Raw genomic sequence first — 26793 nt, 5'->3', positions numbered from 1 at the left:
AGTTTCCGTATCATGACCGGTCTTGGATGAGCGCCCCGACTAAGGTTTTCGACGATGTTTTGCACGCAGCAGTCCCGTTCCGGTAATGATTTCCTCTTTTTTCAGCTGATTCTGCCTGGCCTGCGCCGCGCCGGCGTGCTGGTCCGTTTGCTCATGTGCAGCGTGCTGCTGCTGGCGCTGACGGCCTTGTCGGGCAAGATCAGCGAGGCCCAGGCCGCCGGTTCCACGGCCGGCAAGCATCGGCCTGCCAGTAGCGGCGCCAAGGGGCGCAAGCGCAGCGTACGCAAGAAGGCCGCCGCTCCCGCCAAGGCCCGCGTGCCGGCCCGCAGCCGCCGTCGCAGCCATGCAGCCGCTGCCGCTGTGGCGGGCACGGCGGCTGTTGCGGCCAAGGCTGCCACCCCGGCCATCACCACCAACACCAAGCCCGAGCTGTTGTCGCGCTGCGGCTTCACGGAAGCCTCGCGCCGCCACCTCTTCTCGCGCGGGGTGTATGTACTGGATGAACAGACCAATACGCCGCTCTTCGAGCGCAACGCCGATACGGTCGCGCCCATCGCCTCGGTAACCAAGCTGATGACGGCCATCGTCTGGCTGGACCAGAAGTCGCTGCCCATGGCCAATCGCCTGGAGGTGACCGAAGACGACCTGGACAACCTGAAGTTCACCCATTCGCGCCTGAACGTGGGGGCCAGCCTGTCGCGTGCGGACATGCTGCATATCGCGCTGATGTCCTCGGAGAACCGTGCGGCTGCGGCCATGAGCCGCGACTATCCCGGTGGCCGCCCGGCCTTCATCGCCGCCATGAACGCGCGCGCCCAGGCGATGGGCATGACCCATACCCATTTCGAGAATGCCACCGGCCTGTCACCGGAGAATGTCTCGACCCCGCGCGAGCTGGCTGAACTGGTCAAGGCGGCCAATCGCTACCAGCTCATTCGCAACGATTCACTGGACAAGCAGAAGATCATCAACATCGGTCGCGGGCAGTTGCAGTACATCAATTCCAACCGTCTGATCCGCTACGGCCAGGTCAATGCCACGGTACAGAAGACCGGCTTCATCAACGAGTCCGGCCACAACATGGTGCTGCGCCTGCTGGTGCACGACCGCCGCCCGGTGATTGTCACCATGCTGGGCAGCGGGACGGCCAATGGCTCGCGCCTGGATGGTGTGCGCATCGCCAAGTGGCTCAACTGTTCGCTGAACTGAGCTGCCACGCGGCCGGTACCACTTCGGTGGGCGCCTGGTACAGCACCACCCGGTTGCGGCCGTCCCGCTTGGCCTGGTAGAGCGCCTGGTCGGCCGCCTTGACCACTTCCTCGATGCTGCGATGGACGCCCCGCTCCAGGCAGGCCACGCCGATGCTGATGGTGAGCCGGCCGCAGGGGCTGCGCTCATGCGGGATCTTCTGCGCCTGCAGCGCGGCGATGATGGTCCTGGCCACGTGCAGGGCGCCCTCGGCATCGGCTTCATCGAGCAGCACCACGAATTCCTCCCCGCCATACCGTCCTGCCCGGTCGAAATGGCGCGAGACCGCGCTCCTGATGCAGCGGGCCACGGCCACCAGGGCATAGTCACCGGCCTTGTGGCCATAGGTATCGTTGTAGAGCTTGAAGAAATCCACATCCGCAAACAGCACCGCAAAGCGTGCGGCCTGGTTGCGCTGGCATTTGTGCCAGGCTTCCTGCAGGCCCTCGTCCAGGGCGCGGCGGTTCAACAGCGTCGTGAGCTTGTCGGTGCGGGCCTGTTCTTCCAGTTGCTGATCCAGCTTGCTGCGGCGAAAGAATTCCTCGCGCAGCAAGCTCATGAGATAGACGCTGGCGGTACTGAAGACGGCCAGCAGGAACAGCACCGCGTACAACATGCGCATCCACTCGCGGAACAGCGTCTGCTTGGTCTGGCCGATGAAGACTACCCAGCGCGTCTTCGGCACGCGCACGTAGGAGTACAGACGCTGTACGCCATCCTGCAGGGAACGCGTGAAATAGCTGCCTTCGGCGGGGGACGTCGAGGCCAGCAGTTTTTGCAGCTGCGGGGCATTCTCCAGCACGGAACCGATGAAGGCATCGTCATAGGGCACCCGCATGTAGGCCACACCGTCCACCGAGTAGAGCGACATGACCGCATGCTTTTCCAGCGACATGGCCTCGAACAGCTGCCGGAAGTAATCCAGGTAGAGCACCATGAAGACGATCCCGGCAAAACTGCCATCGGCATGCACCAGACGCTTGGACAGGACGATCACCTGGGCGCGCCGCTCCAGCCTGACGGACTGCGGTGGCGAGATATAGAGCGTAGTCGCCGCATCCTGGCGTGCCATGTCGAAGAAATCGCGTCCGGAAAAACTGCCGGGCATGATCTGTTCCAGTATCGGTGAACCGACCACCAGTGTCCCCTCGGCATTGACGATACCTTGGGCGACGATATAACCGGCTTCCACTTTTTCGCCCAGCAGGAATTCCAGCTGCTGCTGCACCGGCATGCTGTGCAGTTGGGCATGCCGGTAGCGCCAGGCCACGCTGTCCAGGTCCAGCGAGAGCAGTTCCATGTTGCGCGAGATCGAGCGCTGCGCGATACGTGCCACGTTGAGGGCATGGTTGATCGAGGTGCGCTCTACCTGCCTGTAACTCTGGTAGAGCACCACACTGGTGACGACCACTGCCATGAGCATCAGCGAGCCCACCAGCAGGGTCATGTTGCGTTTGAGGCGTTTGATTTTTTGTCTCCCCGTACCTTGTCATGACAAAGCGTTCCCTGGCGCAATATCGCACCGTGAAAATCGCTTGGCAATGAAAAGGAATCCGGGAAGAAGCTTATGACATCAGGCCATAAATCCGGGCCGAGGATTCGCCCCACAAGGCGTCCTGGTCAGCAGGCGAAAGGCGACGGGCGGCCCATTCCTGCACCACCGCCACCACCCGCGCATAGGAAGCGGCCAGCAGGCATACCGGCCAGTCCGAACCGAACATGAGGCGCTGCGGACCGAACAGCTCCAGCGCCGTATCGAGGCATTGCACGATGTGATCGAAGTCGCGTGTGCACAGGCCGCGCAGCCAGTCGGCTTCGGTCAGCAGGCCGGAGATCTTGCAGACCACGTGCGGCATGGCGGCCAGTTCGCGCAATTGCTGGCGCCAGCGTTCGTAGGCGGCGCGGCCCTTGCGGAATTCCTTCAGGGCCGGCTTGCCGAGATGATTCAGGACCACCCAGTGCTGGTCATGCAGCGCGCAGAGCTGGCGCAACTGCGGCAGGTGGCGCTCATGGGTGAGCACCTCCAGCACGTAGTCGCGCTCCTGCAACCAGCGCACGCCGTCATTGAATCGCGGGCAGGCCAGCAACTGTGCGGCGTCATCGTCCTCCTGCATGGGGTGACGCAGGCCCAGCATCTTCTGGCGACCCCACTGTTCCATGCGCTCGGCCAGTTGCGGCGCGGCGATGTCATCCCAGGCGATGACCCCGGCGATGCGCGCATCCCGCCGCGCCATCTCCAGCAGGAAGCCGGTTTCCTCGCGGCCCGGACGGGCCTGCACCGTGATGGACGCATGCAGGCCCTGCGCTTCCAGCAGGGGCTGGAACTGGTAGGGCAGGCGGTCTTGCGCCAGCAGGTCCATGCCGGTACCGATCCAGGGATAGTCCTCGGAACGGTAGCGCCAGAAGTGCTGGTGCGCGTCGATGCGCATCGGCCCCTTGATCCTTCTCACCGGGGCCGGTGGCATGCGCAACTCACGATGCAGGGTCAGCATGTCAGTGATTGTGTCGCGGCAGGGTTTGCGCCACGCCCTGGTACTTCAGGGCCAGTTCCATGCAGGCGCCGGTCTCGAGCTGGCCGACCGTGCTGCGATAGATTTCCTGCCAGGGTGTCTGGCTGGGCGGTACCGGCGGGATGCCTTCGCTCTTGCGGCGCGCCAGCTCTTGCTCGCTGATGAGCATGTTGCACTCTCCGGTATTGAGGTCGATGCGGACGCGGTCGCCATCGCGCAGGTAGGCCAGGCCACCGCCGACGGCGCTCTCGGGCGAGGCGTTGAGAATGGACGGACTGTCGGAGGTGCCCGACTGGCGGCCATCACCCAACGTGGGCAGGGTCGATACGCCACGCTTGATGAGCGCGTCCGGCGGCTGCATGTTGACCACCTCGGCCGAGCCGGGCCAGCCTACCGGACCGGCGCCACGGATGGCCAGCAGGGTGTTTTCGTCGATCTTTAACGCGGGATCGTTGATGCGGGCGTGATAGTCGTCCGAACCATCGAAGACCACGGCGCGGCATTCGAAGATGTTTTCCTGGCCGGGCGTGCTGAGATAGCGCTCGCGGAAGGCTTGCGAAATGACGCTGGTCTTCATGATGGCGAAGTCGAACAGGTTGCCCTTCAACACCAGGAAACCGGCGCGTTCGCGCAGCGGTGCGGAAAATGCGTAAATCATTTCCCTGTCCTGCGACTGACGGCCTTGCAGGTTTTCGGCCATGGTCTTGCCGGTGGCGGTGATACGATCGGCGCGCAGCTTGCCGGCCTGCTGCAGTTCCCACATGATGGCCGGCACCCCCCCGGCGCGGTGGAAGCGCTCACCCAGGTATTTGCCGGCCGGCTGCATGTTCAGCAGCAGCGGCACGTCGTAACCGTATTGCATCCAGTCCTCCGAATGCAGTTCCACGCCTGCATGGCGCGCCATGGCCATGATGTGCGGCTGGGCATTGGTGGAGCCGCCGATGGCGGCATTGACGACGATGGCATCGAGGAAGGCCTCGCGCGTGAGGATGGCCGATGGACGCAGGTCTTCGTAGGCCATGCCGACGATGCGGCGGCCGGTTTCATAGGCCATCTGGCCGCGCTCGCGATAGGGGGCGGGGATGGCCGAGCAGCCTGTCAGCGACATGCCCAGGGCTTCGGCCATGGCGTTCATGGTGGAGGCGGTGCCCATAGTGTTGCAGTGGCCGGAAGAGGGCGCGGAGGCAGCGGCGATCTCCAGGAATTTCTCGTTGTCGATGCTGCCGGCCGAGAGCAGCTTGCGGCCCTTCCAGATAGCCGAACCGGAACCGACCAGTTCGCCATCCATCCAGCCGTCCAGCATGGGGCCGCCGGAGAGCACGATGGCCGGGATATCGACGGTCGCTGCCGCCATGATCTGCGAGGGCGTGGTCTTGTCGCAGCCGGTGGTGAGCACCACGGCATCGATGGGATAGCCATGCAGGATTTCCACCAGGCCCAGGTAGGCCAGGTTGCGATCGATGGCGGCGGTGGGACGGCGGCAGTTCTCGAAGATGGGATGCAGCGGGAACTCCATGGGAATGCCCCCCGCATCGCGGATACCGTCGCGCACCCGCTTGGCCAGTTCCAGATGAATGCGGTTGCAGGGACTGATATCGCTGCCGCTCTGTGCGATACCGATGATGGGACGGCCCGAGCGCAGCTCCTCGGCGGTGATGCCGTAGTTCATGAAGCGCTCCAGGTAGAGCGCGGTCATGTCGATGTGGTCGGGATTGTCGAACCAGTCCTGGGAGCGGAAGCGACGGGGTGTGGCGTGTGGCTTGTTCATGGATTCCTCCGGGCCGAAAGGCGTGTGGATAAGTTACGCGCCCAGCCAGCCGGCATCGACGTAGTACTCGCGGCCGGTGCACTTGGCGCCGCTGTCGGAAGACAGGAACAGCGCGAGAGCAGCGACATCATGCGGATCGACACGGACAGGCAGGCATTGCGCAGCCAGGATTTTCGCCTCTTCTTCGGGGGTGTGCCACAGCAGGGTCTGACGCGGGGTGCGGATGGCGCCGGGGATGATGGCATTGACGCGTACGCCGTCACGGCCGAAGTCGCGTGCCATACCATGCGTCATGCCTTCGATGCCGGCCTTGGCGGTCATGTACAGGGTCAGGTCGGGCAGGCCCAGGTGCCAGGAGATGGAGCCGAAATTGAGGATCACGCCGCCCTTGCGTTCGCGCATGCCCGGCAGCACGGCCTGGGCGCAGAAGAACTGGTGGCGCAGGTTGACCGCCAGGCGTTCATCCCAGTAGCCGGGGGTGACGTCGACGGTCTTGTGGCGGTCATCGTTGGCGGCGTTGTTGATGAGGATATCGACCCCGCCCATGGCGGTCTCGATGTCGGTGAAGGTGGCGCGCAGCGCTTCCAGGTTCATCAGGTTGCAGGGGAAGAAGCGCGGTGCGACAGCGGCGTCCTTGAGCGAGGCCACCAGCGCTTGCGAGGGTTCGACGGCGATATCCAGGAAGCAGACCTGTGCACCCTGGCCGACGAAGGCTTCCACCAGTGCCGCCCCGATGCCGCTGCCGCCGCCGGTAATGACGACCCGCTTGCCGGCGAGGCTGCGATAGAGGGCGTGTTCGAAGACGGGGGGGATGGCTGCGGTCATGCTTGCTACTCCAGAGGATAGGATGGGCCGCAGAGACGGCCCGGAAACGATATAAATGATTTCGGTGTTGTGCCGGTCAGCGGCCAGAACGGGTACTCACATCGACCCACACTGCCAGCACCAGGATGCTGCCCTTGACGATCATCTGCCAGTAGGTGCCCACGTCCAGCATGGACATGCCGTTGTCGAGGCTGGCCATCACCAGCGCGCCGATCAGGGCACCATAGATGGTGCCGGAGCCGCCGCGCATGGAAGTTCCGCCGATGAAGCAGGCCGCAATCGCATCGAGTTCGCCCATGTTGCCCGCCGAGGGCGAACCGGCCGCCAGGCGCGCCGTATTGACCAGTCCGGCCAGTGCACACATCACGCCCATGATGCCGAATACCCACAGCTTGACCGCCTGCACGTTCACCCCGGAGAGACGGGTGGCTTCCATGTTGCTGCCCACCGAATAGATGCGGCGGCCAAAGACGGTCTGCGTGCTCACGTAGCTGAACAGTCCCAGCAGCCCCAGCAACAGCAGCACCGGTACGGGGATGCCATCGTAGCTGTTGAGCGTACGGATGAAAGCCAGCAGTACCGCGCCGATGACCAGCACCTTGAGGCCATCGCGCCAGAGCGCTGCCAGCGGCAGGCCGTGGCGGCTGCGGTTGACGCGGCTCATCCAGGTCAGGGCCAGCGCCAGCACGAACAGGGCGATGCCCAGCGCCATCCCGATCTGCGGCGGCAGGTAGCCCTGGCCCAGATAGACCATGTTGTCGGACACCGGGGCAATGGTCATGCCGCCGGTGACGCCCAGCAGGATGCCACGGAAGGCCAGCATGCCGCCCAGGCCGACGATGAAGGAGGGAATGCCCAGATAAGCGGTCATGTAGCCGTTCAACAGCCCCAGTCCCAGGCCGAAGCCCAGTGCCAGCACCAGGTTCAGCGCCAGCGGCAGGTGATGGCTCACGTCCAGCAGCGCGGCGATGCCGCCCAGCAGACCCAGGAGCGAACCCACAGACAGGTCGATTTCACCGGCGATGATGACCAGCACCATGCCGCAGGCCAGGATGCCGGTCACCGACATCTGGCGCAGCAGGTTGGAGAGATTGCGGGGCGTGAGGAAGCCGCCATCGGTCATGAAGCTGAAGAAGCCCCAGATGATGGTGATGGCGATCAACAGCGCAATGATCTTGTAGCGGCGAAATACCAGCTTGAGATTGGCCATGCCGCCGGCCCCGCCCATGGCGCCACCAGCGGCGCTGCTCAGATTGCTTGTAGTCATACCGAATTCACCTTGTGATTGTTTCAGACGGCCACCGCGCCTGGCGACGCCTGCGGGACAGCCTGGTTGATGGCGGCGGCCAGCACGGTTTCCTGGCTCAGCTTGTCGTTGACGAAGTCGCCGCGCAATTTGCCTTCGCCGATCACCAGCACGCGGTCCGACACGCCCAGCACCTCGGCCAGCTCGGAAGAAACCATGATGATGGCCAGTCCCAGCTTGGCCAGCTCGGAAATGAGCCGGTAGATCTCGGCCTTGGCGCCCACGTCCACCCCGCGTGTGGGTTCGTCCAGGATCAGCACCTTGGGCTGGGCCAGCAGCATCTTGGAGAGCACCGCCTTTTGCTGGTTGCCGCCCGAGAGGCCCGTGATGGGCAGGAAGGGGGTGGCGGTCTTGACGCGCAGACGGCTGATCTCGTCCTGGATGGTCTTGAGCTCGGCACTGCTGTCGATGCGGGTGCCGCGCGAGAAGCGGTTCAGGACCGTCAGGGTGATGTTCTGCCCCACATCCAGATCCGGCACGATGCCATGGTGCTTGCGATCTTCCGGCACCATGCACAGACCTTGACGGATCGACTTCAGGGGCGAGCCGGTATCGGCCGGCTTGCCTTCCAGCAGGACCTGCCCTTCGTAGCGTCCGCGATAGGCGCCAAAGATGGCCGATACCAGTTCGGTGCGACCGGCACCGACCAGCCCGGCAATGCCCAGGATCTCGCCCCGGCGCACCGAGAAGGAGACGTCATCGACGCGCTTGCGGCGCGGATTGTCGATGTCGTAGCAGGTGATGTTGCGCGCCTCCAGCACCACCTCACCGATGCTGTGATTGCGCTCGGGATACATGGCGGTGATTTCGCGGCCGACCATCTGCGTGATGATCTTGTCCACATCCATCTCCTGCATGGGCGTGGTGGCGATGTGCCTGCCATCGCGGATGACCGAGATGGTGTCGCAGATCTCGGCGACTTCGTCGAGCTTGTGGGAGATGTAGACGCAGGCCACGCCGCGCGCCTTCAGGTCCTTGATGATCTTCAACAGCACCGCGATTTCGGAGGCGGTCAGTGACGAAGAGGGTTCGTCCAGGATCAGCAGGCGCGCATCCTTGTTGAGCGCCTTGGCGATTTCCACCAGCTGCTGGTGACCACCGCCATATTGCGAGACCGGCAGGGTGACGTTGATGTCCGGCATGTTCAGTTCGCGCATCAGTTCTTCGGCGCGGCGATACATGGCGGGGTAGTTCATGCGGCCACCCGGCAGGGTGATCTCGTGGCCCATGAAGATGTTCTCGGCCACCGACAGTTCGGGCACCAGCATCAGTTCCTGGTGGATGATGACGATGCCGGCGGCTTCGGTGTCGCGCACCGAATGGGCCTTGAGCGGTTTGCCGTCCCACAGGATCTCGCCATCCCAGGTGCCATGGGGATAGACACCGGAGAGGATCTTCATCAGCGTCGACTTGCCCGCGCCGTTTTCACCGCACAGGCCCACGCATTCACCGGGCCGGATCTTGATATCGATGCCGTCCAGGGCACGCACACCGCCAAAGCTCTTGACGATGCCTTTCATTTCTAACAGATACTCGGACATGCCTGTTCTTTCCAGTAAGTCTCCGGGGTCTGCGCGCCGGGCGCGCAGACGGCGATGCCGGCTGCCTCGGGGGGAGCAGCCGGCATGCTTGACTCAGGGATCAGCGGCCGTCGATCTGGGCCTGGGTGTAGAAGCCGTCATCGACCAGGACCTTGACGTTTTCCTTGGTCAGCAGGATGGGTTTCAACAGCAGGCTGTCGACCTTCTTGAAGCCGTTGTCATACTGGGCGTTGTAGGTCGGTTTTTCGTTGCGGGCCAGTTGCACGGACAGCTTGGCTGCTTCGGTGGCGATCTGCTTCAGGGGCTTGTAGACGGTCATGGTCTGGGTGCCGGCCACCACGCGCTTGACCGCAGCCAGGTCGGCATCCTGACCCGAGACCGGTACCTTGCCGGCCAGCTTCTGTGCGGCCAGGGCCTGGATCGCACCACCGGCGGTGCCGTCGTTGGAGGCCACGATGGCGTCGATCTTGTTGTTGTTGGCCGTGAGCGCATTCTCGACGATGGACAGGGCTTCGGTCGGGCTCCATTCCTTGACCCATTGCTGGCCGACGATCTTGATGTCGCCCTTGTCGATGTAGGGCTTCAAGGCCTTCATCTGGCCTTCACGGAACATCTTGGCGTTGTTGTCGGTGGGCGAGCCGCCCAGGAGGAAGAAGTTGCCCTTGTTCTTGACCTTCAGGATGCCTTCGGCCTGCATTTCACCAACCTTCTCGTTGTCGAAGGAGATGTAGGCATCGACGTCGGCGTTGAGGATCAGGCGGTCATAGGAGAGCACCTTGATGCCGGCCTTCTTGGCTTCCTTGATGGTGTTGGTCAGCACCGTGGCGTTGAAGGGGACGATCACGATCACGTCCACGCCGCGCGAGATCAGGTTCTCGATCTGGGAGATCTGGCGTTGCTCGCTGGCATCGGCCGATTGCACGTAGACCTTGGCGCCCAGCTTCTCGGCGGCGGCGGTGAAGAAGTCGCGGTCGCGCGCCCAGCGCTCCACGCGCAGGTCATCGATGGAAAAACCGATCTTGGGGTTCTTGGCGTCGGCCATGGCGCTGCCGGCCACCATGGACAGGGTGGTTACGGTCATCAGCGCCAATACGGTCTTCTTCAGCATTGCCTTCATAGTCCAGTCTCCGATTTGAATTGAATTTGAATTGATTATGATTTTTGAAGCGACGTGTCCGGGTGGAACCGCTGGCCCGTTTTGGGGCAATCGCTTCCGGGGGCGCGTGGGGCCGAGCTTGTCAGGGTGGGGTCACGCCGCATGATGGTGCGAGGGGGATACTAGCCCCGGGCCAATCCCCTCTACAATTACGAAATTCACCAAACGGCTTAGTGATTCTTTTTGTTGCAGGAGCACATATCCGTCATTTCGACGATGGCTCGCTACAATTCGACGAACACAAGAACGGCGCGCCTGACGACGCCGACAAACAGGAGACACAGCGTGGCAAAAGCACCCACGGTGCACCGGATTGCGTTGCTCTTCAATGGCAACAAGATCTTTGATCGGGAAATCATTTCCGGCATCGGCGAATACATCAGCAGCACCCGCGCTTCCTGGGACTTGTACCTGGAGGAGGATTTCCGCTGCCGCCCACAGGGCATCGAACGCTGGGCCGGACACGGCATCATTGCCGACTTCGACGATCCGGTGACGACCGCAGCGCTGGAAGGCGTGCAGCTGCCGGTGGTGGCCATCGGCGGCTCCTACGCCGACCCTTCGCAATATCCCGCCAACCGGCCTTATGTGGCCACCGACAACTACAAGATGGTCAAGCTGGCCTACGACCATCTGATCGAAGCGGGGCTGCAGCATTTCGCCCTGTTCAGCCTGCCCGAGTCGCCCTGCAACCGCTGGGCGCAGGAGCGCGAGCGCATCTTCACCGACCTCACCGGGGCCGACGGCATCACCGGCCACATCTACCGCGGCGTGGGCACCAGTGCGCAATCCTGGGATACCGCCGTGGAGCAGCAGATCGCCTGGGTGCGCAGCCTGCCCAAGCCGGTGGGCATCATCGCGGTCACCGATGCACGGGCGCGCCAGTTGTTGCAGGCATGTCTGTTTGCCGGTATTGCCGTGCCGGAGCAGGTGGCCCTGATCGGCATCGACAATGATCCGCTGGCGCGGGTGTTGACGCGCATTCCCTTGAGTTCGGTGATCCAGGGCAGCGTGGAAATGGGCCGTACCGCGGCCCACCTGCTGCACCAGATGCTGCACGGGGCGCGCTTTCCGGACACGCGCATCATGGTGCCTCCGGTGGGCATCAACGTGCTGGCCTCCAGCCGCCACGAGGTGCGCAATCACCCGCACGTGATGCAGGCGCTGCACTTCATCCGCCAGTACGCCTGCCAGGGCATCAAGACCGACCAGGTGGCTGACTACGTGGGCATCTCGCGCTCTTCGCTGGAATGGTATTTCCGCCGTGAGCTGGGGCGCAGCGTGCATGACGAGATCCTGCGCTTCAAGCTGGAGGCCGCCAAGCGCATGCTGGAGCAGGCCGGCAGCCATGCGGCCGAGATCGCGGTCAGCTGCGGCTTCACCACCGTGCAGTATCTGCACGCCGTCTTCAAGCGCGAACTGGGCTGCACGCCCAGGGAATATCAGGAACAATTCGCCGCCGGACTGGAGCGCTCGGCTGCACCGTCGGCCTCCGCCGTCCGACCCAAGAAGAAAACCACGGGACCCTCCCTTCTTACCACCACAAAATGACGCACTTCACCCTCTCGCACACCACCTCCGCTGACGGCATCCGTCTCTACACCTTGCGCAACCACACCGGCATGCGCGTGACCATCAGCGACCTCGGCGCCACCATGGTCAACTGGTGGGCACCTGATCGCTATGGCCGTGAGGCCGATGTCCTGCTGGGCTACGAGCGGGTCGAGCAATACGCGCACAACCCGGCGTATTTCGGCGCCATCGTCGGGCGCTGGGGAAACCGCATCGCGGGCGGTCGTTTCGAACTCGACGGCGTGGCGCACCAGGTCGATTGCAATGAAGGCGAGAACCACCTGCATGGCGGCCGCGAAGGTTTCCATGCCCAGCGCTGGCAGGTGCAGCCGGATCCGGAAGGCTTGCGCCTGATGCTGGTCTCGCCGGCAGGGCAGGCGGGGTTTCCGGGCACGGTGATGGCGTCGGTGCTGTACCGCCTGGATGACGAGGGCCAGTTGCGCATCGATTACACTGCCACCAGCGATGCGGCCACGCCCGTCAATCTGACTTCGCATGCGTATTTCAACCTCAATGGCGGCACCTGCGACATCCGTGACCACATCATTGCCATCGAGGCCGATGGCTACCTGCAGGTCGATGCCAGGCTGATTCCGGAAGGCCGGGCGGACGTGGCCGGCAGCGCGTTTGATTTCCGCCAGCCTGCCCCCATCGGCCCGCGCCTGGACTGGCCCGATCCGCAACTGAAACTGGCCGGTGGCTTCGACCACTGCTATTGCCTGCGCAGCGAGCACGAACCGGCACCGGGCGAGAGCCGCGTGGCGCAGAGCTTGCGCGAAGTGGCCAGCGTCTACGAGCCGGGGTCGGGGCGTGAATTGCGCGTCTCCACCACCGAGACCGGGTTGCAGTTCTACAGCGGCAATTTCCTCTCCGGCGTGCAGGGGCGGGGTGAGCAGCCTTACGCGATCCATGATGGCTTCTGCCTGGAGGCGCAGTCCTATCCGGACCAGGTCAACACGCCGCTGCGCGAAGCGGTGATCCTGCGGCCGGGGCAGGTGTATCGGCAGACTACGGTGTATCGCCTGGGGGTGCGGGACTGACTGCGTTGCGTCGTGCGACTCGTCGGCATCGATGCCGTAGCGCATCTGTTGCGGCGATCCGGCATGGCCCCGGACTCCATGATGAAGCAGAATCGGCAGGCTCGCAGCAACGCGCCTGCTTTGCGTTGCGCCGGGTCGCGCGGTGGTGGCCGATGGCGCGGGAATGACTCGCCTGGTTCAGCATGGCGCCGGAATTTCAGGCAAGAATCGTCGCGGAATAGGTCTGTCTTTGCGCCTTGCCACACGCCAAAATAGTCCATTTTCGTGACAGGTTGCCCACCCCCTGACCTGTTCATTCTCAACGCCAGCTTATTGGCCCGCTTACTGAGGAGATCCCCATGCAAGTCCACGCTTATGGTGCCCACGCCGCCGACAAGCCGATTGAACATCTCGAAATCACCCGCCGCGCCACCGGAGCGCACGACGTGCAGATCGACATCGCCTATTGCGGCATCTGCCATTCCGACCTGCACCAGGTCCGTTCCGAATGGGCCGGCACCCAATATCCGTGCGTGCCCGGCCACGAGATCGTGGGCCGCGTCGCCGCCGTCGGCAATCACGTCAGCAAGTTCAAGGTCGGTGATCTGGTCGGCGTAGGTTGTATCGTCGACAGCTGCCAGACCTGCCCGGACTGCGAAGAAGGCCTGGAAAACTATTGCGACGGCATGGTCGGCACCTACAACGGCCAGACCGATGACGCCCCTGGCTGGACCATGGGCGGCTATTCGCAGCAGATCGTGGTGCATGAGCGCTACGTGCTGACCATCCGCCATCCGGAAGCCGACCTGGCTGCCGTCGCACCGCTGCTGTGTGCCGGCATCACCACCTATTCGCCGCTGCGTCACTGGGGCGCCGGTCCCGGCAAGAAGGTCGGCGTGGTCGGCATCGGCGGTCTCGGCCACATGGGCATCAAGATTGCGCATGCCATGGGCGCCCACGTGGTGGCCTTCACCACCTCGGAATCCAAGCGTGCCGATGCCAAGGCCCTGGGTGCCGATGAAGTCGTGATCTCGCGCAACGCTGAAGAGATGGCCGCACATGCCAACAGCTTCGACTTCATCCTCAACACCGTGGCCGCACCGCATGACCTGGATGCCTTGCTGGGTCTGTTGAAGCGCGACGGCACCATGACCCTGGTCGGTGCGCCGGCCACGCCGCACCCGTCGCCGAATGTCTTCAATCTCATCATGAAGCGTCGTTCGCTGGCCGGTTCGTTGATCGGTGGCATCCCCGAAACCCAGGAGATGCTGGACTTCTGCGCCAGGCACAACATCGTGGCCGACATCGAGCTGATCCGCGCCGAGGAAATCAACACCGCCTACGAGCGCATGCTCAAGGGTGACATCAAATATCGCTTCGTGATCGACAATGCCAGCATGGCGGCCTGATGAACTGATGAACTGCTGCTGACGCCATACCGCGTCGAACGCAAACGGGCGGGCACCCACGAGGTGCCCGCCCGTTTTTTGAAGGCAGAGTGAAGTGACCGATGACGGCTCACGCCTTGACGACTTCCCCGCCCGGGATAATGCGCTTCGGAGACCGGCTCTATCCCAGGGCTATACGACACGCAGCGGAGACATTACCTTTTACGCACCCTGAGGCAACATTGCCTTGTTCCACCGCGACTTCGCTTACGGCAGATATCATTTTTACCGATATCGATCATCGGTTTTCAGGATTGGCGTAATAACTGGACGAACCGCATCATGCAGGCCTGTCCAACAATCCGCCAAGCAACATCATGTCTGCCACCGCTACCCAGGCCGCCCGCAACGCCTGGCTGTTCGAAGACCTGGCGGGCGCGCGCGTGACGTTGCGTTCGTCGAGCAGGGCGGCCAATGCCTTGAGCAGGTTCAGGTCGAGCGTGCGGAGGTCCGGTTTTTTCATGCGCGCAGAATCAGCAGGGAGAAATGACGCATGGTAGCAAGCCCCTGCGACAAATTGCCACATTCAACAAGTGGTCATACCAGCTTATCCTTGCCGCTCCTGATTTCCCATGCGGCATCCAGGGGACGGCGGCGTGGCTGCCGGGGGAGGCCGCATGTTCTGCCTACAAGACCAATGACGCTCCACTCTGCCCGCCGGCCCAGGCCGCTGCATCGCGCCCGACCCATTTTCAAACTCACGGCCTTGTCCGGCCTGCTGGCCCTGGGGGCTGCGCCCCTGGCCACGGCGCAGTCAGCCGGCGCCGACGAGGATTCCTCGCTGACGCTGGGCACCGTGGAAGTAAGCGCGCGCCGCAGCGGTCCGCTGCAGCTCAACAACGTGCTGACTTCGGTCGACCTGATCGGCGCGGATCGTATCCAGCAACAGCAGGTGCAATACAACTGGGAACTGTTCGCGCAGTCGCCGGGTGTGATGCTGACTCAGTTCCGCCAGGGCAACGAGTCCGGCAAACTGTCCTTTCGCGGCTTCAACGGCGAGGGCGAGGTCAATGCGGTCAAGCTCCTCATCGACGGCATCCCCAGCAACGACAATGCTGGCGGCATGCCCTTCCTGGGGACGCTGTTCCCGCTCGATATCGCCCGCATCGAGGTCGTGCGTGGCACCAACGATGCGCGCTATGGCCTGCACAATATCGCCGGCAACGTCAACATCGTCACCCGGCAAGGCGGCAACTACGATGAAGCGCGTCTGACCTATGGCAGCTTCAATACGCGCCAGGTGCAGGTGGTCAAGGGCGTGGAGAACGGCAACTGGTCGCAGAACTATTTCCTCGGTTACGAAAAGTCGGGCGGTTATCGTGATCATGCCCGGGCCGAGAACATCGCCTTCTCCGGCAAGTGGTTCTATACCAGTGATGATGGCCGCTACCGCACCGGCCTGAGCATCCGCCACGCCAACGCCCATGCGCAGGAACCGGGCTACCTGACGGCTCAGGATGCGCGCAGCAATCCGACCTCCTCGTATGCCTATGCTCAGTCCGATGGCGGCAACCGCCAGATGGACCAGGTCAGCCTGCACTTCGATGGCGACATCGATGACCAGCTCTCGGTCGCTGCCAAGCTTTATCTCAATCGCGTGCGTGACCAGCGCTGGCTGCGTTACTCGTCCACCACGTCGCAGCAGGAGCGCCTCATCGACGAGACCCACTACGGGCTGTTGACCAATGCTACCTACCGCCCGCGCTGGAAGGCGTTCGAAGGCATGAGCGACCTGGCGCTGGAAGGCGGCTTCAGCATGGAGCGCCAGGAGGACCAGAGCCCGCGCTACAACACGGTCAACCAGGTACGTGTGTCGCAGACGCGCGATCATCATTTCGTCTTCGATACGGTGGGGGCCTATGTGCAGGCCGTGATCAAGCCCGTGGAGGCGCTGCGCATCATTCCCGGTTATCGGGTGGACCATGTGGGTGGACGTTTCAACGACCCTTCGCGCGGGGTGAGCTATGGCATCCAGGATTACGGCTATATCCGCCAGCCCAAGCTCAGCGTGGTGTATGCACCGATCCGCCAGGCCAGCATCTATGCCAACTGGGGGCGTACCTTCCAGGTCGGTGCCGGCGCGGCAGCCTACAAGTCCAACAACAACGACTTGCGTCCTTCCATCAATGAGGGCTGGGAAACCGGCGTCAAGTTCACGCCCGTGGACTGGCTTGATGGCCGCGTGGCGGTGTGGGAGCAGCGGGCCTCGGACGAGGTCAAGCGTCGTCTGAACGATCCTACTGGCGACTCGGAAAACGTGGGACGGACCAAGCGCAATGGTGTCGACCTGCAGATCAACCTGCGCGCCGGCAAGCGCACCACGCTGTGGCTGGCCTATTCGCGCCAGCGATCGGAAATCATCACGCCGGACCCGACCGCACCCAACACCCTCGGCAAGGAAATCGACCACGTGCCGCGCCAGGTGTATTCCGGTGGCATCGACTACCAGGCCACGGCGGACCTGAAGCTGTCGGCCTCGGTCAACGGCCAGGGCAGCTATTACCTGACCACCGCCAATACCGGTGGCAAGTTCGGCGGCTACACGCTCTTCAACGCCAGTGCCACCTATCAGGTCACGCCCAGGCTGAGCCTGGAACTGCAGCTCAAGAACCTGGCCAATCGCTACTATGAATATGTCTGGATCAATGACCAGACCCGGCATGCCCCCGGGGACGGACGGGCGATGTATGTCTCGGCCAATATGAAGTATTGAGCAAAAATGCGGGACAGGCCTGCCACCGCCGTGGCGGCCCGCCTTCCTTGTGGCAGGCCTACTTACTGAGCAGCGACCACCGTCATTTCCACCAGCAGACTGGAGGCGCCCAGCCTGGCCTCGAGCGTGGTCCGGGCCGGGGCGGTGCCGGCGGGCACCCAGGCGTCCCAGACGGCATTCATGGCGGCAAAGTCGCTGATGTCGCGCAGGTAGATGGTGGTCGAGAGGATACGCTCGCGGTGCGATCCCGCTTCGCTGAGCAGGGCATCGATGCGGGCCAGCACTTCCGTGGTCTGGGTGGCGATGTCGGCCTGCGCATGGGGGCCGCCGCTTGCGGTCTGTCCGCACAGGTACACCAGGCCGCCATACTTGACGATCTTGCTCATGCGCGCATTGGTGTGCTTTCTTTCGATGCTGTGGTCGGTGGTGCTCAAGCGATTCTCCTGTCAACGATGGATCATGTCACTGCCATGGCCTTGCGCCGGATCATTCCGAGGCAAGGGGTTCGGTATCGGCCAGCGCGGCCAGCGAGGCCAGCGCGATCGGTTTGAGGGGCGTGCGGATGTGATAGGCACCGACTTCCTCGGGTGGCTTGCCCAGCTCCTGCGCCAGGATCTGCGTCACGCTCAGGCCGCACATGCGTCCCTGGCAGGGGCCCATGCCGCAACGACTGAAGAACTTGGTCTGGTTGGGCCCCTGGCAGCCCAGGCGCGCCATCTCGCGGATCTGTCCGGCGCTGACCTCTTCGCAACGGCATACGATGGCCTCATCGGGTGGGCTGGCAAGCCACTGCGGCGGGCGATAGAGCGTATCCAGAAAGGGACGGATCTTCAGATGCCGGGCGCGTTCTGCCCCTGCCTGCGCGATCAGGGCGGCGCATGCCGCGGCGTCGGACTTGCCGATGGCCAGGGCGGCATGGGCCGCAGCGATGATCCCTGCCGATTCCGCCGCCCGCGCACCCGCAATGCCGGCACCGTCGCCAGCGATGCGCAAGCCTTCCAGCGAGGTCTGGCCGCCTTCGTCCACGACGGGTGTCCAGCACAGATTGAGGGCATCCCAGCGGTGATCCAGGCGCAGCTGGCGACTCAGCTGCGTATTGGGGACCACGCCATGGTGCAGCAGCACCACCTTGGCCGCCAGAGTGTGGTCGCGGGCACCGACGCTGAACCGTACCCGTTCGGCCTGACCCTTGCCCTCGATGCGCAGCGCGCTGGCGCCCTGGTACAGCGGTACGCCGGCCCGGCGCAAACGCCACAGCATCTTCAGACCTTTCATCAGGTACTGCGCTGCCCCCAGTGCGGCCGCCAGATGAGGCAGGGCGCGCCTGAGGTTCTCGGGCGGCGAGGTCTGCACCACCGCCGTCACCTCGGCACCGGCCTCCAGCAGTTGGCAGGCCACCAGCAACAGCAAGGGGCCGGCACCGGCCAGTACCACGGGGCCCTGCGGTACCGAGGCTGAGGTCTTCATCGCGATCTGCGCGGCGCCCGCATTGAGCACGCCGGGCAAGGTCCAGCCAGGCAGTGGCGAAGGGCGTTCCATGGCACCAGTGGCGGCGATGATCTGGCGTGCGCGCAAGCGATAGGAACGTTCGTCCTGTTGTACCGTGAGCACCAGATCCTGGGTGATTTCCCATACCAGGGCGCCGCTGCGATAGTCCACACCGCACTGCTGCAGGCGCTCGGCCAGGCCGCGTCCATGCAGGTAATCCGGACCCAGCACGGCGGCCACCCTGGGTGGCACCTGCGTGACATGGCGATAGATCTGCCCGCCCGGATGTGGCTGCTCGTCCAGCAGCAAGGTCTTCAGTCCCAATGCTGCGGCACTGATGGCCGCCGACATGCCGGCCGGGCCGGCGCCGATGATGATGAGATCGTGGGTCGGTGCCATCATGCGGGGTCTCCCACGCGACGCGCGCCGTGCGGCAGCCGCACCTGCATGCCGGCATGCACCGGGAGCATGCAGGACTGCACGTTCTGGCGGCCATCGACTTCGACCAGGCAATCGAAACACACGCCCATCAGACAGAAGGGCGCACGCGGGCTTGCTGATACCGGGGTATGCCGCAAGGGGCTGATTCCCGCATTGAGCAGGGCAGTGGCCAGGCTTTCGCCTTCCCTGGCGCTGATGGACTGGCCGTCCACCAGAATGGCAACCTCGGGGCGACGGTCTTCATCGGCCGTCAGCATCGACTTGAACATGGAATCGCTCCGCTTTGAAGGTGGAAATGGCGGCTGGCTCGGCAGCACCCCGGATCCAGTCCGAGAGGGGACCGGCGTGCATGGCCGCCAGCGTGATGCCGCTGTGGCAGGTCACCAGGAAAGCCCCGGGACATTGACGCGACTGCTCGTAGATGGGGAAGCCATCCGGTGTCATCACCCGCAATGCCCCCCAGGTGCGAACGACATTGGCGCCATCGAGCAGCGGAAAATATTTACGTGCGCGGTTGGCGATATGGGCCAACTGGTCGATCGAGGTGCGGTCATCAAAACCGACGTCCTCCTTGGAGTCACCGATCTGGACCACGCCTTCGCCTGTCTGCCGCACATGGCCCGAGGGGTGGCGCAGAAACGGCTGCATGCGTTCGGTCACCAGCACCTGGCCGCGATTGGGGGCGACCGGCGCGTCCAGTCCGACCAGCGGAGCCAGCGTGCGGTTGCCCAGCCCGGCGGCCAGCACCAGCTTGCCGGCCACGTATTGCTGGCCACCGGCGTGGACCTCGAACTGCCCGGCACGATGGACGATCTGCTCACAGTGCACGCCGTTGCGCAGGACCCCGCCGCGTGCATGAAAGGACTGCACCAGCGAGCGCAGCAGGCGTAACGGACTGACGTGACCATCACGCGGACCATAGACGGCACCGACCACTTCCGGTCCGATGTACGGTGAGAGTTCTTTCAGGGCCACCGGATCGAGTACCTCGAAGGGATAGTCACCGACGGCCTCGCGCAGGCGTTCCAGTTTCTGCACGTAGGCGCGCAGCTCGTCGTCGTTGAGGAAGAATTGCAGTCCGCCGATCTGTTGCAGTTCCAGGTCGATGCCGTTGCCGGCCGTCAGCTCCTGTGCGAAGGACGACCAGCGCAACACCGAGGCCATGCTCCAGCGCGCATAGTCGGGACGTTCCTCTCCCTTGCCCTGTACCCATACCAGACCGAAGTTGCCGCGTGCGGCGCGGAAGGCATCATCGCCTTCGTCCAGTACCAGCACCCTTTCACCGGCCTTGCTCAAGCCGTAGGCGATGGACATGCCTACCACGCCGCCGCCGATGATGAGGGTATCGATATCCGTTGAAATCATGATGTCTTTCCAGAGAGAATCCGGTCCAGTCCGTAGAAGCGTTCCAGCAGTGCCATGAGCACCAGCGTGAGTACGATGAGCACGGTGGAGACCGAGGCCAGCAGCGGATCAATGGTGTTGGCGATGTGGTTGTACATCTTCACCGGCAGCGTCTCGGTGCCGGCCGAGGCGACGAAGATGGACATGGTGAGTTCATCGAAGCTGTTGATGAAGGCGATGATCCAGCCCCCGGCCACACCGGGAATGAGCAGTGGCAGCTCCACCCGCCGGAACACGGTCCAGGCCGAGGCCCCCAGCGACTGGGCGGCCTGCGCAATGGTGCGGTCAAAGCCGGTAGCAGCAGCCACCACCAGGCGCAGCACGTAGGGCAGCACGATGACCGTGTGTGCGACTGTCAGGCCCCAGGCCGTACCGGGCGAACCCAGCAAGGTGAGCAAGCGCAGCAGCGCAATGCCCAGCACGATGTTGGGCACCATCAGGGGCGACAACAGCAGCCCCAGCAGTGCCTCCCGACCGGGGAAGCGATACCAGGCGATGGCCATGCCGGCCGGTACCGCCAGCAGAGTCGCCAGGGTCGCCGCCGTCACACCCAGCCACAGGCTGCGATAGAAGGCCGTCATGAAGCTGTCGTCGCTCAGGATGGCGCCATACCAGCGCAGCGAGGCGCCGTCGAAGGGCAGCGAGATATATCCCTTGTCGGTGAAGGAGACGCACACCACCATCACCAGCGGCGCCAGCATGAAGGTCGCAAAGGCGAGATGGAACAGCATCAGGGGCAGGGGCACGCGCGTCTTCATTGGAACACCTGCTTGTAACGTCGCTCCACCAGGCGGTTGACGCCCAGCGAGACGGCCAGCACGATCACCAGCAACACCACCGACAGGGCCGCGCCCAGAGGCCAGTTGAGATTGCCCAGGAATTCATCGTAGATCGTCGTGGGCACCACCTTGAGCCGGCGTCCGCCGATGATGGCCGGGGTGGCGAAGGCGCTGGCGGCCAGCGAGAACACGATCAGACCACCCGAGAGCACCCCCGGGATGACCTGCGGGAAAACGATGCGCAGCATGATCGTACCCAGCCCCGCGCCCAGCGATTCGGCGGCCTGTTCGGTGGCGGGATCGAGCTTTTGCAGGGATGCCCACACCGCCAATACCATCATCGGCACCAGCACGTGTACCAGCGCGATCACCACACCGGTAAAGGTGAACATGATCTTGACCGGCGTATCGATGAGGCCAACCGCCATGAGCGCCTTGTTGATCACGCCTTCATTGCCCAGCAGGATGGCCCAGCCCAGGGTGCGCACGACCACCGAGATCAGCAGCGGTCCCAGCACGATGACCAGGGAGACGGCGCGCCATCGTTCCGACAGGCGCGAGAGCACGTAGGCTTCCGGTACGCCGATGACGATGCAGATCAGGGTGACCACCAGGGCCAGCCCGAAGGTGCGCAGGAAGATGGTCTGGAAGTAGTCGTCGGTGGCGATATCGAGATAGTGCGACAGCGTGAGATGGTCGCCCGTGCCGCCACCGGCCACGAAGGGGAAGAAACTCAACGACAAGGTAATCACCAGGGGCAACACCACGAAGGCCAGCGTGAGCAGGGCTGCGGGCGTGCCCATCCAGTAAGGCAGTGCGCCGGGACGGGAGCTCATTGTGCCGCTCCGCTACGGGGGACCACGCGCGCATGCTCCGGTGCCCAGCGCAGGCTGACCGGATCGCCTTCGTCCCAGTCGGGAGCGCCCTTGTTGGCCTGGCTGATCTGGACCAGGCCCAGCGGTGTCTGCACCTGGTAAAGCCAATGATTGCCCAGGAATACGCGGGCCTGCACGCGACCGGCCAGCAGCGCCGTCTCGGGCGTGGTGAATTCGAGTTTCTCGGGACGGACGATGTATTCGACCTCGCCGCAGGTGGCCAGGTCTGCTGCCGGCAGACGATAGCCCTCCAGTTCCACGCAATGGTGGCCCTGCACGCGGGTAGCGGCGAACACGTTGGCCTTGCCGAGGAAGGTTGAGGAAAAACGTCCGTTCGGTTGTTCGTACATGTCGTAAGGACGGCCGATCTGTTCGATGCCACCCTTGTTCATCAAGACCACGCGGTCGGAGAGGGTCATGGCTTCTGCCTGGTCATGCGTGACCATGATGGTGGTCACGCCCACCCGATGCTGCAGGGCGCGCAGTTCGATCTGCATTTCCTCGCGCAGCTTGGCGTCCAGTGCTCCCATCGGTTCATCCAGCAGCAGTACCGGTGGCTGGACGGCCAGGGCGCGTGCCAGTGCAACACGCTGGCGCTGGCCGCCGGAGAGCTCCTTGGGATAGCGTTGCGCCATCGCGCCCAGATGAACCAGTTCCAGCGTTTCCGAAACCCGTCGGTTGCGCTCGCCGCCGGGCAGTCCCTGCATTTCCATCCCGAAGGAGACGTTCTGCGCCACCGTCATGTGCGGGAACAAGGCGTAGTTCTGAAACACGATGCCCAGTCCGCGCCGACTCGGCTTGACCTCGGTGATGTCGCGGCCATCCAGCAGGATGCGTCCGCTGCTGGGTTGCACGAAGCCGGCGATCATCTGCAGCGTGGTGGTCTTGCCGCAACCTGACGGTCCCAGCAGGCTGATGAATTCGCCCTTGTCCACCGACAGATCGCACTGTCGGACCGCTACCACGTCGCCATAGTGCCTGGACAGGCCATTCAATTGAAGAAAGCTCATGGAGGGGTCCCCTGGTCTGATCTGGTAAGGGTGCGCGGGCGTTTAGCGCTCGACGGCACGATTCCAGCGGTTGGTCCACTCGGCACGCTGGGCATTGATGACGCCGTAGTTGGGCGCAATCATCTGCCCCACCTTCTCGGGACCATAGACCACGCGCTTGATGACCTCCGGAGAAAGCTTGGTGGTCTTGTTGACCGGCCCCCAGCCCTGGGCATTGGCGAGGATGGCCTGCACGTCGGCCGACAGCACGTATTGCAGGAACTGCTGCGCCAGCTTGGCTTGCGGTGCGCCTTCCACGACGCAGGCGGCCGACATGAGCGCTACTGCACCTTCCTTGGGGTAGACGAATTCCACCGGGGCGCCCTGGTCGATCACGGCCTGCACGCGGCCATTGCCCCACACCGCCAGCGCGGCTTCACCGGTTTGCAGCATCTCGGCCATCTTGCCCGGCGAGGGTTCCCAGGCCAGTACGTTGGGCGCCACCTTCTTGATCATGGCGTCGAAGCCCGGCGCGATCTTCTCTTCGCTACCGCCGTTGAGGCGAGCCATCATCACCAGCGTGAGCAGGCCGTAGCCGTTGGTGATGGGGGGAATCACCACTTTCTGCTTGTACTTGGGATTGGTCAGGTCCTGCCAGGAGTCGGGCGCTTTCCAACCGTTCCTGGCAAAGACCTCCTTGTTGTAGGCCAGGCCGGTGGCGATGAAGCCGATGCCGATGGACTTGTCCCCGATCATGCGGGCATTGGGATAGACCTCGCGCGAGCTGCTGCCTTCTTCCATCTTGGCGCACAGGCCCTGTCCGACCGCCTGGTACATCGGGCCGTCATCGATCATGGCCAGCGACATTTCCTGGCGGCCCTTCTGGGCTTGCAGCTTGGCCAGGATGTCGGTGGAGTTGCCCGAGACGTAGACGACCTTGCTGCCGGTGCTGGCCTCGAAGGGCGGAATGATCTTTTCCTTGAAAGCCTGTTCGGTGGAACCGCCATAGCCGCCGACGTACATCGTTTCGGCTGCATGGGAAGTCGCCGTGGCCAGCAAGGCGGCCGTCATCGTTACGCCAAGAATGTTTCGCATCAGGTATTCCTCCAAGTAGGGAGTGCAGTTGAATGGCCAGCAGGAGAATGTGAACAGGCCCTAGTGTAGGCACTAGGAGGCACCGCAAATATTAAATTTTCTGAGGTTGCTTATGCCTATTTGTTATGTGTATTGTTGCAGTGCAAATAGGGGTTTTTACGAGGTAAAAGGCACTGGAAAGATGCGATACTGCACCTCATTGAGGCATATTTTCCGAGTGATGATAGCGAGTTGGTTATATGAGAAATAGCGTGAATTTGCGCCAGATCGAAGCCTTCTATTCGGTCATGCGCACGGGCACCGTGGTCGGTGCCGCGCAGATGATGAGCGTGACCCAGCCGGCGGTCAGCCGCGCCATTGCCCATCTGGAGATCCGTATCGGTTACGACCTGTTCGAGCGGCGCGGCCGCAAGCTGGTCGCCACCCCCGAGGCGCAAGCCTTGTATGCCGAGCTTGAACCGATCTACGGCAACCTGGATCGCATCGCCCAGGTGGCCCACGATATCGGTCACCAGCGTGCCGGCGCATTGCGCATTGCGACATTGCCGGCGCTCTCGCAAAGCCTGGTGCCGCGCACGGTGGCGCGCTTCGCAGCGGCGCGTCCGCAGGTGTCGGTGTTCGTGCAGACCTTGCCGTCGCGCCAGATTGCCGAGATGGTCGCGACCAAGCAATTCGATATTGGGATTGTCGAGCTGCCCTTGTCGCAGCCTTCGATTTCGATCGAACCGCTGGAACCGCTGGAGCGCGCGCTGGTGCTGCCAGCCGGGCACCGGCTGGCGCGCCGCAAGAGGGTGTCGCTCAAGGAGCTGGATGGGGAGCGCATGATTCTGTTGTCGCAGCACAGCTACATGCGCTACCAGATCGATGATGCGCTCTCCAAGCTGCGGGTATCGGTGCAGGTGGCCATGGAAACGCCCAATTCGCTGGTGGCCTGTGCGCTGGTGGCCGAAGGGGCGGGGATCACGCTGGTCTCGCGCATCACGGCCGAGCCGTTCATCAGTGCCGGTGTGGTGATCCGGCCGGTGGTGGAGGAACTCGATACGCGCTGCGCCATCATCTTTCCTTATCCCGGGAAGCGGCTGGCGCTGGCTGAAACCTTTGCTGCCGATTTGCGCGATGAACTGAGGCGTTGCCAGTCGGCCTGAGTGTGCCTGCGATCAGGGCACCCGCTCCTCCACCGGCCTGGCCGTCTTGCGAATCTTGGCCACATCAGCCGCGCTGACCGTCGCACCACGATTGCCCCAGGCGGTCTGGATGTAGGAAGTCACTTCGGCGACCTGCCGGTCGTTGAGCAATTGCGCATACGGTGCCATCACCAGCCCGGCCGTGGCCGAGTCGGTGGAAGGCTGGCGTCCCCCTTGCAGGATGATCCGGATGGCCGAGGTCGCATCCTGGGTCTGCAGTACCGGGTTGCCCGCCAGTGCCGGGAAGGCCTTGCCGTAGCCGGTGCCATTGCTGCGATGGCAGGCGGCGCAGCGGTCCAGATAGAGGGCCGCGCCCGGCGTTTGCGGACGTCCTTCGTAGGCAGCGGTGGCCGTCACTTCGTCATAGCGGTAAGGCTCGGCCCCATTGCGCGGTGCCAGGCTCAACAGGTAGCGCGACATGGCGTTGAGATCAGCTTCGGTCATGTACTGCATGGAATGCTCGATGACATCGTTCATGGCGCCGAAGGAGGCCGTGTATTGGTTGCGACCGGTGCGCAGGAATTCGACCAGATCGGCCTGACTCCAGCCGGCAATGCCGCCACCATGTTCGTTGCGCAAGGACGGTACGCTCCAGCCATCGACTACCTGGCCGCCGGAGAGATACAGACGGCTGCTGTCATCCCGCAGCGATTTCTCCTGCAGGGTGGTCGAGCGCGGCGTGTGGCAGCTGCCGCAGTGACCCAGTCCTTCGACCAGATAGGCCCCGCGCGCCAGCTGCGCATCGGTACCTGCCGGTGCCGCATAGGGCGCCGGGGTAGGCGCGAACAGCTTGCGCCAGATCGCCAGCGGCCAGCGCATCGACAAGGGCCAGGGGATGTCATTGGCGCGATTGGCCTGTGCCGAGGGCGGCACGGCCTTGGTGAAGTACGCATACAGCGCCTGCATGTCCTGGTCGGTCAGGCGCGAGTAGGAGGGATAGGGCATGGCCGGATAGACCGTATAGCCGGCCTTGGTGACGCCGGTACGCATGAGGCGCGCGAAGTCCTCATAGCTCCAGTCACCGATGCCGTGTTCCCTGTCGGGCGTGATGTTGGTGGAGTAGATCGCACCGATCGGCGAGGCCAGCGCCAGTCCCCCGGCGAAGGGCGTACCGCCCCTGCTGGTGTGGCAGGCCACGCAATCGCCGGCCCGCGCCAGGTAGGCACCGCGCAGCAGTTGCCGGTCATCGGCACCGGCGCCGCCTTGCTTGGCGATACGTGCCGCCAGTGCCGCATCGGCTGGCGGGATGCTCATGGGACGTTGCGCCGTGATTTCCCGGTTGAGCAGGCGCGCGCCCACGGGTGGTTTGGGCGGGGCCGGTACCGTCAGCGAATCATCGGCATGCGCCAGGTTGCAGGCGGCAGTGGCCGCCAGCGCGGCGGCACCCAGGGCCAGGGTGGCGATCAGGATCATTCGTTTCATCATCGCTCCC

22 protein-coding genes and 1 pseudogene are annotated in these 26793 nt (G+C 63.7%); 6 read left to right on the top strand and 17 right to left on the bottom strand.

Annotated elements, in window-relative coordinates; all coding sequences use genetic code 11:
* The first annotated feature begins 54 nt into the window (after positions 1-54).
* Positions 55-1209 carry a serine hydrolase gene (locus GWL_RS18775; RefSeq protein WP_008333247.1) on the top strand — a complete coding sequence of 385 codons (1155 nt, stop codon included), beginning with the start codon at positions 55-57 and terminating at the stop codon, positions 1207-1209.
* Here the strand turns inward: GWL_RS18775 and GWL_RS18770 are convergent.
* From GWL_RS18770 to xylF, 7 genes are all read right to left on the bottom strand, one after another.
* Positions 1190-2695: a diguanylate cyclase gene (locus GWL_RS18770; RefSeq protein ID WP_008333245.1), complete on the bottom strand. Its 1506-nt coding sequence runs from the start codon at positions 2693-2695 to the stop codon at positions 1190-1192. The two genes, GWL_RS18775 and GWL_RS18770, sit on opposite strands and share 20 nt — an antisense overlap.
* A 118-nt stretch (positions 2696-2813) precedes the next feature.
* Entirely contained in the window at positions 2814-3740 is a 927-nt protein-coding gene (locus GWL_RS18765) for an amidohydrolase (protein WP_008333243.1), read from the bottom strand.
* A gap of 1 nt (position 3741) precedes the next feature.
* Positions 3742-5526, bottom strand: a complete 1785-nt coding sequence (locus GWL_RS18760; protein ID WP_008333241.1) for an IlvD/Edd family dehydratase — start codon at positions 5524-5526, stop codon at positions 3742-3744.
* Between the two features lie 33 nt (positions 5527-5559).
* The gene (locus GWL_RS18755) at positions 5560-6351 is read right to left on the bottom strand and encodes an SDR family NAD(P)-dependent oxidoreductase (protein ID WP_008333240.1); all 792 of its coding nucleotides are present in this window, start codon (positions 6349-6351) and stop codon (positions 5560-5562) included.
* A 76-nt stretch (positions 6352-6427) separates the two neighbouring features.
* Complete coding sequence (locus GWL_RS18750; RefSeq protein WP_008333239.1) at positions 6428-7618, bottom strand: sugar ABC transporter permease; 1191 nt, start codon at positions 7616-7618, stop codon at positions 6428-6430.
* A 23-nt stretch (positions 7619-7641) separates the two neighbouring features.
* Positions 7642-9198, bottom strand: coding sequence for a D-xylose ABC transporter ATP-binding protein (gene xylG, locus GWL_RS18745; RefSeq protein WP_008333238.1), 1557 nt, complete (start codon positions 9196-9198; stop codon positions 7642-7644).
* A gap of 100 nt (positions 9199-9298) precedes the next feature.
* Positions 9299-10315, bottom strand: a complete 1017-nt coding sequence (gene xylF, locus GWL_RS18740) for a D-xylose ABC transporter substrate-binding protein (RefSeq protein ID WP_008333237.1) — start codon at positions 10313-10315, stop codon at positions 9299-9301.
* Between the two features lie 324 nt (positions 10316-10639).
* On the opposite strand from xylF, the gene GWL_RS18735 reads away from it, so the two are divergent.
* The 3 genes from GWL_RS18735 to GWL_RS18725 all read left to right on the top strand — a co-directional run bounded on the left by GWL_RS18735 (position 10640) and on the right by GWL_RS18725 (position 14354).
* Complete coding sequence (locus tag GWL_RS18735) at positions 10640-11905, top strand: DNA-binding transcriptional regulator (protein ID WP_008333231.1); 1266 nt, start codon at positions 10640-10642, stop codon at positions 11903-11905.
* Positions 11902-12966, top strand: a complete 1065-nt coding sequence (locus tag GWL_RS18730) for an aldose epimerase family protein (RefSeq protein WP_008333227.1) — start codon at positions 11902-11904, stop codon at positions 12964-12966. The genes GWL_RS18735 and GWL_RS18730 overlap by 4 nt, the downstream gene beginning before the upstream one ends.
* A gap of 338 nt (positions 12967-13304) precedes the next feature.
* Positions 13305-14354, top strand: coding sequence for an NAD(P)-dependent alcohol dehydrogenase (locus GWL_RS18725; protein WP_008333226.1), 1050 nt, complete (start codon positions 13305-13307; stop codon positions 14352-14354).
* Between the two features lie 391 nt (positions 14355-14745).
* On the opposite strand, the pseudogene GWL_RS24135 reads toward GWL_RS18725, so the two are convergent.
* Positions 14746-14856: pseudogene (locus tag GWL_RS24135) on the bottom strand (LysR family transcriptional regulator); the annotation flags it as partial.
* Between the two features lie 174 nt (positions 14857-15030).
* Here GWL_RS24135 and GWL_RS18715 point away from each other — a divergent pair.
* Complete coding sequence (locus GWL_RS18715; protein ID WP_008333224.1) at positions 15031-17106, top strand: TonB-dependent receptor; 2076 nt, start codon at positions 15031-15033, stop codon at positions 17104-17106.
* 62 nt (positions 17107-17168) lie between these two features.
* On the opposite strand, the gene GWL_RS18710 is transcribed toward GWL_RS18715, so the two are convergent.
* From GWL_RS18710 to GWL_RS18675, 8 genes are read right to left on the bottom strand one after another with little or no spacing between them, the layout of a single operon-like run.
* Positions 17169-17540 (bottom strand): RidA family protein, encoded by a 372-nt coding sequence (locus GWL_RS18710; protein WP_008333223.1) that lies wholly within the window; start codon positions 17538-17540, stop codon positions 17169-17171.
* 52 nt (positions 17541-17592) lie between these two features.
* Positions 17593-18996: an NAD(P)/FAD-dependent oxidoreductase gene (locus GWL_RS18705; RefSeq protein WP_008333221.1), complete on the bottom strand. Its 1404-nt coding sequence runs from the start codon at positions 18994-18996 to the stop codon at positions 17593-17595.
* Positions 18993-19304 (bottom strand): (2Fe-2S)-binding protein, encoded by a 312-nt coding sequence (locus tag GWL_RS18700; protein WP_008333219.1) that lies wholly within the window; start codon positions 19302-19304, stop codon positions 18993-18995. The genes GWL_RS18705 and GWL_RS18700 overlap by 4 nt, the downstream gene beginning before the upstream one ends.
* On the bottom strand, positions 19276-20400 hold the full coding sequence (locus GWL_RS18695) for an FAD-binding oxidoreductase (RefSeq protein ID WP_008333218.1): 1125 nt from the start codon (positions 20398-20400) through the stop codon (positions 19276-19278). Before GWL_RS18695 ends, GWL_RS18700 begins: the two co-directional genes overlap by 29 nt.
* Positions 20397-21197 carry an ABC transporter permease gene (locus GWL_RS18690; RefSeq protein ID WP_008333216.1) on the bottom strand — a complete coding sequence of 267 codons (801 nt, stop codon included), beginning with the start codon at positions 21195-21197 and terminating at the stop codon, positions 20397-20399. The genes GWL_RS18695 and GWL_RS18690 overlap by 4 nt, the downstream gene beginning before the upstream one ends.
* Positions 21194-22054, bottom strand: coding sequence for an ABC transporter permease (locus GWL_RS18685; RefSeq protein WP_008333214.1), 861 nt, complete (start codon positions 22052-22054; stop codon positions 21194-21196). Before GWL_RS18685 ends, GWL_RS18690 begins: the two co-directional genes overlap by 4 nt.
* Entirely contained in the window at positions 22051-23103 is a 1053-nt protein-coding gene (locus GWL_RS18680) for an ABC transporter ATP-binding protein (protein ID WP_008333208.1), read from the bottom strand. Before GWL_RS18680 ends, GWL_RS18685 begins: the two co-directional genes overlap by 4 nt.
* A 42-nt stretch (positions 23104-23145) precedes the next feature.
* Positions 23146-24177: an ABC transporter substrate-binding protein gene (locus GWL_RS18675; protein WP_008333207.1), complete on the bottom strand. Its 1032-nt coding sequence runs from the start codon at positions 24175-24177 to the stop codon at positions 23146-23148.
* Positions 24178-24428: 251 nt separating this feature from the next.
* On the opposite strand from GWL_RS18675, the gene GWL_RS18670 reads away from it, so the two are divergent.
* A complete protein-coding gene (locus GWL_RS18670; RefSeq protein WP_008333205.1) occupies positions 24429-25322 on the top strand; it encodes a LysR family transcriptional regulator in 894 nt (297 codons plus the stop codon).
* A gap of 12 nt (positions 25323-25334) precedes the next feature.
* On the opposite strand, the gene GWL_RS18665 is transcribed toward GWL_RS18670, so the two are convergent.
* Positions 25335-26786, bottom strand: coding sequence for a cytochrome c (locus tag GWL_RS18665; protein ID WP_034351459.1), 1452 nt, complete (start codon positions 26784-26786; stop codon positions 25335-25337).
* Positions 26787-26793: the final 7 nt, after the last annotated feature.

Origin of the sequence: Herbaspirillum sp. GW103, assembly GCF_000261365.1 — a bacterium.
In the GTDB taxonomy this organism is placed as follows: domain Bacteria; phylum Pseudomonadota; class Gammaproteobacteria; order Burkholderiales; family Burkholderiaceae_D; genus Herbaspirillum.
The sequence above is the reverse complement of the archived record's forward strand: the minus strand, read 5'-3'. Positions and strand labels throughout refer to the sequence as shown.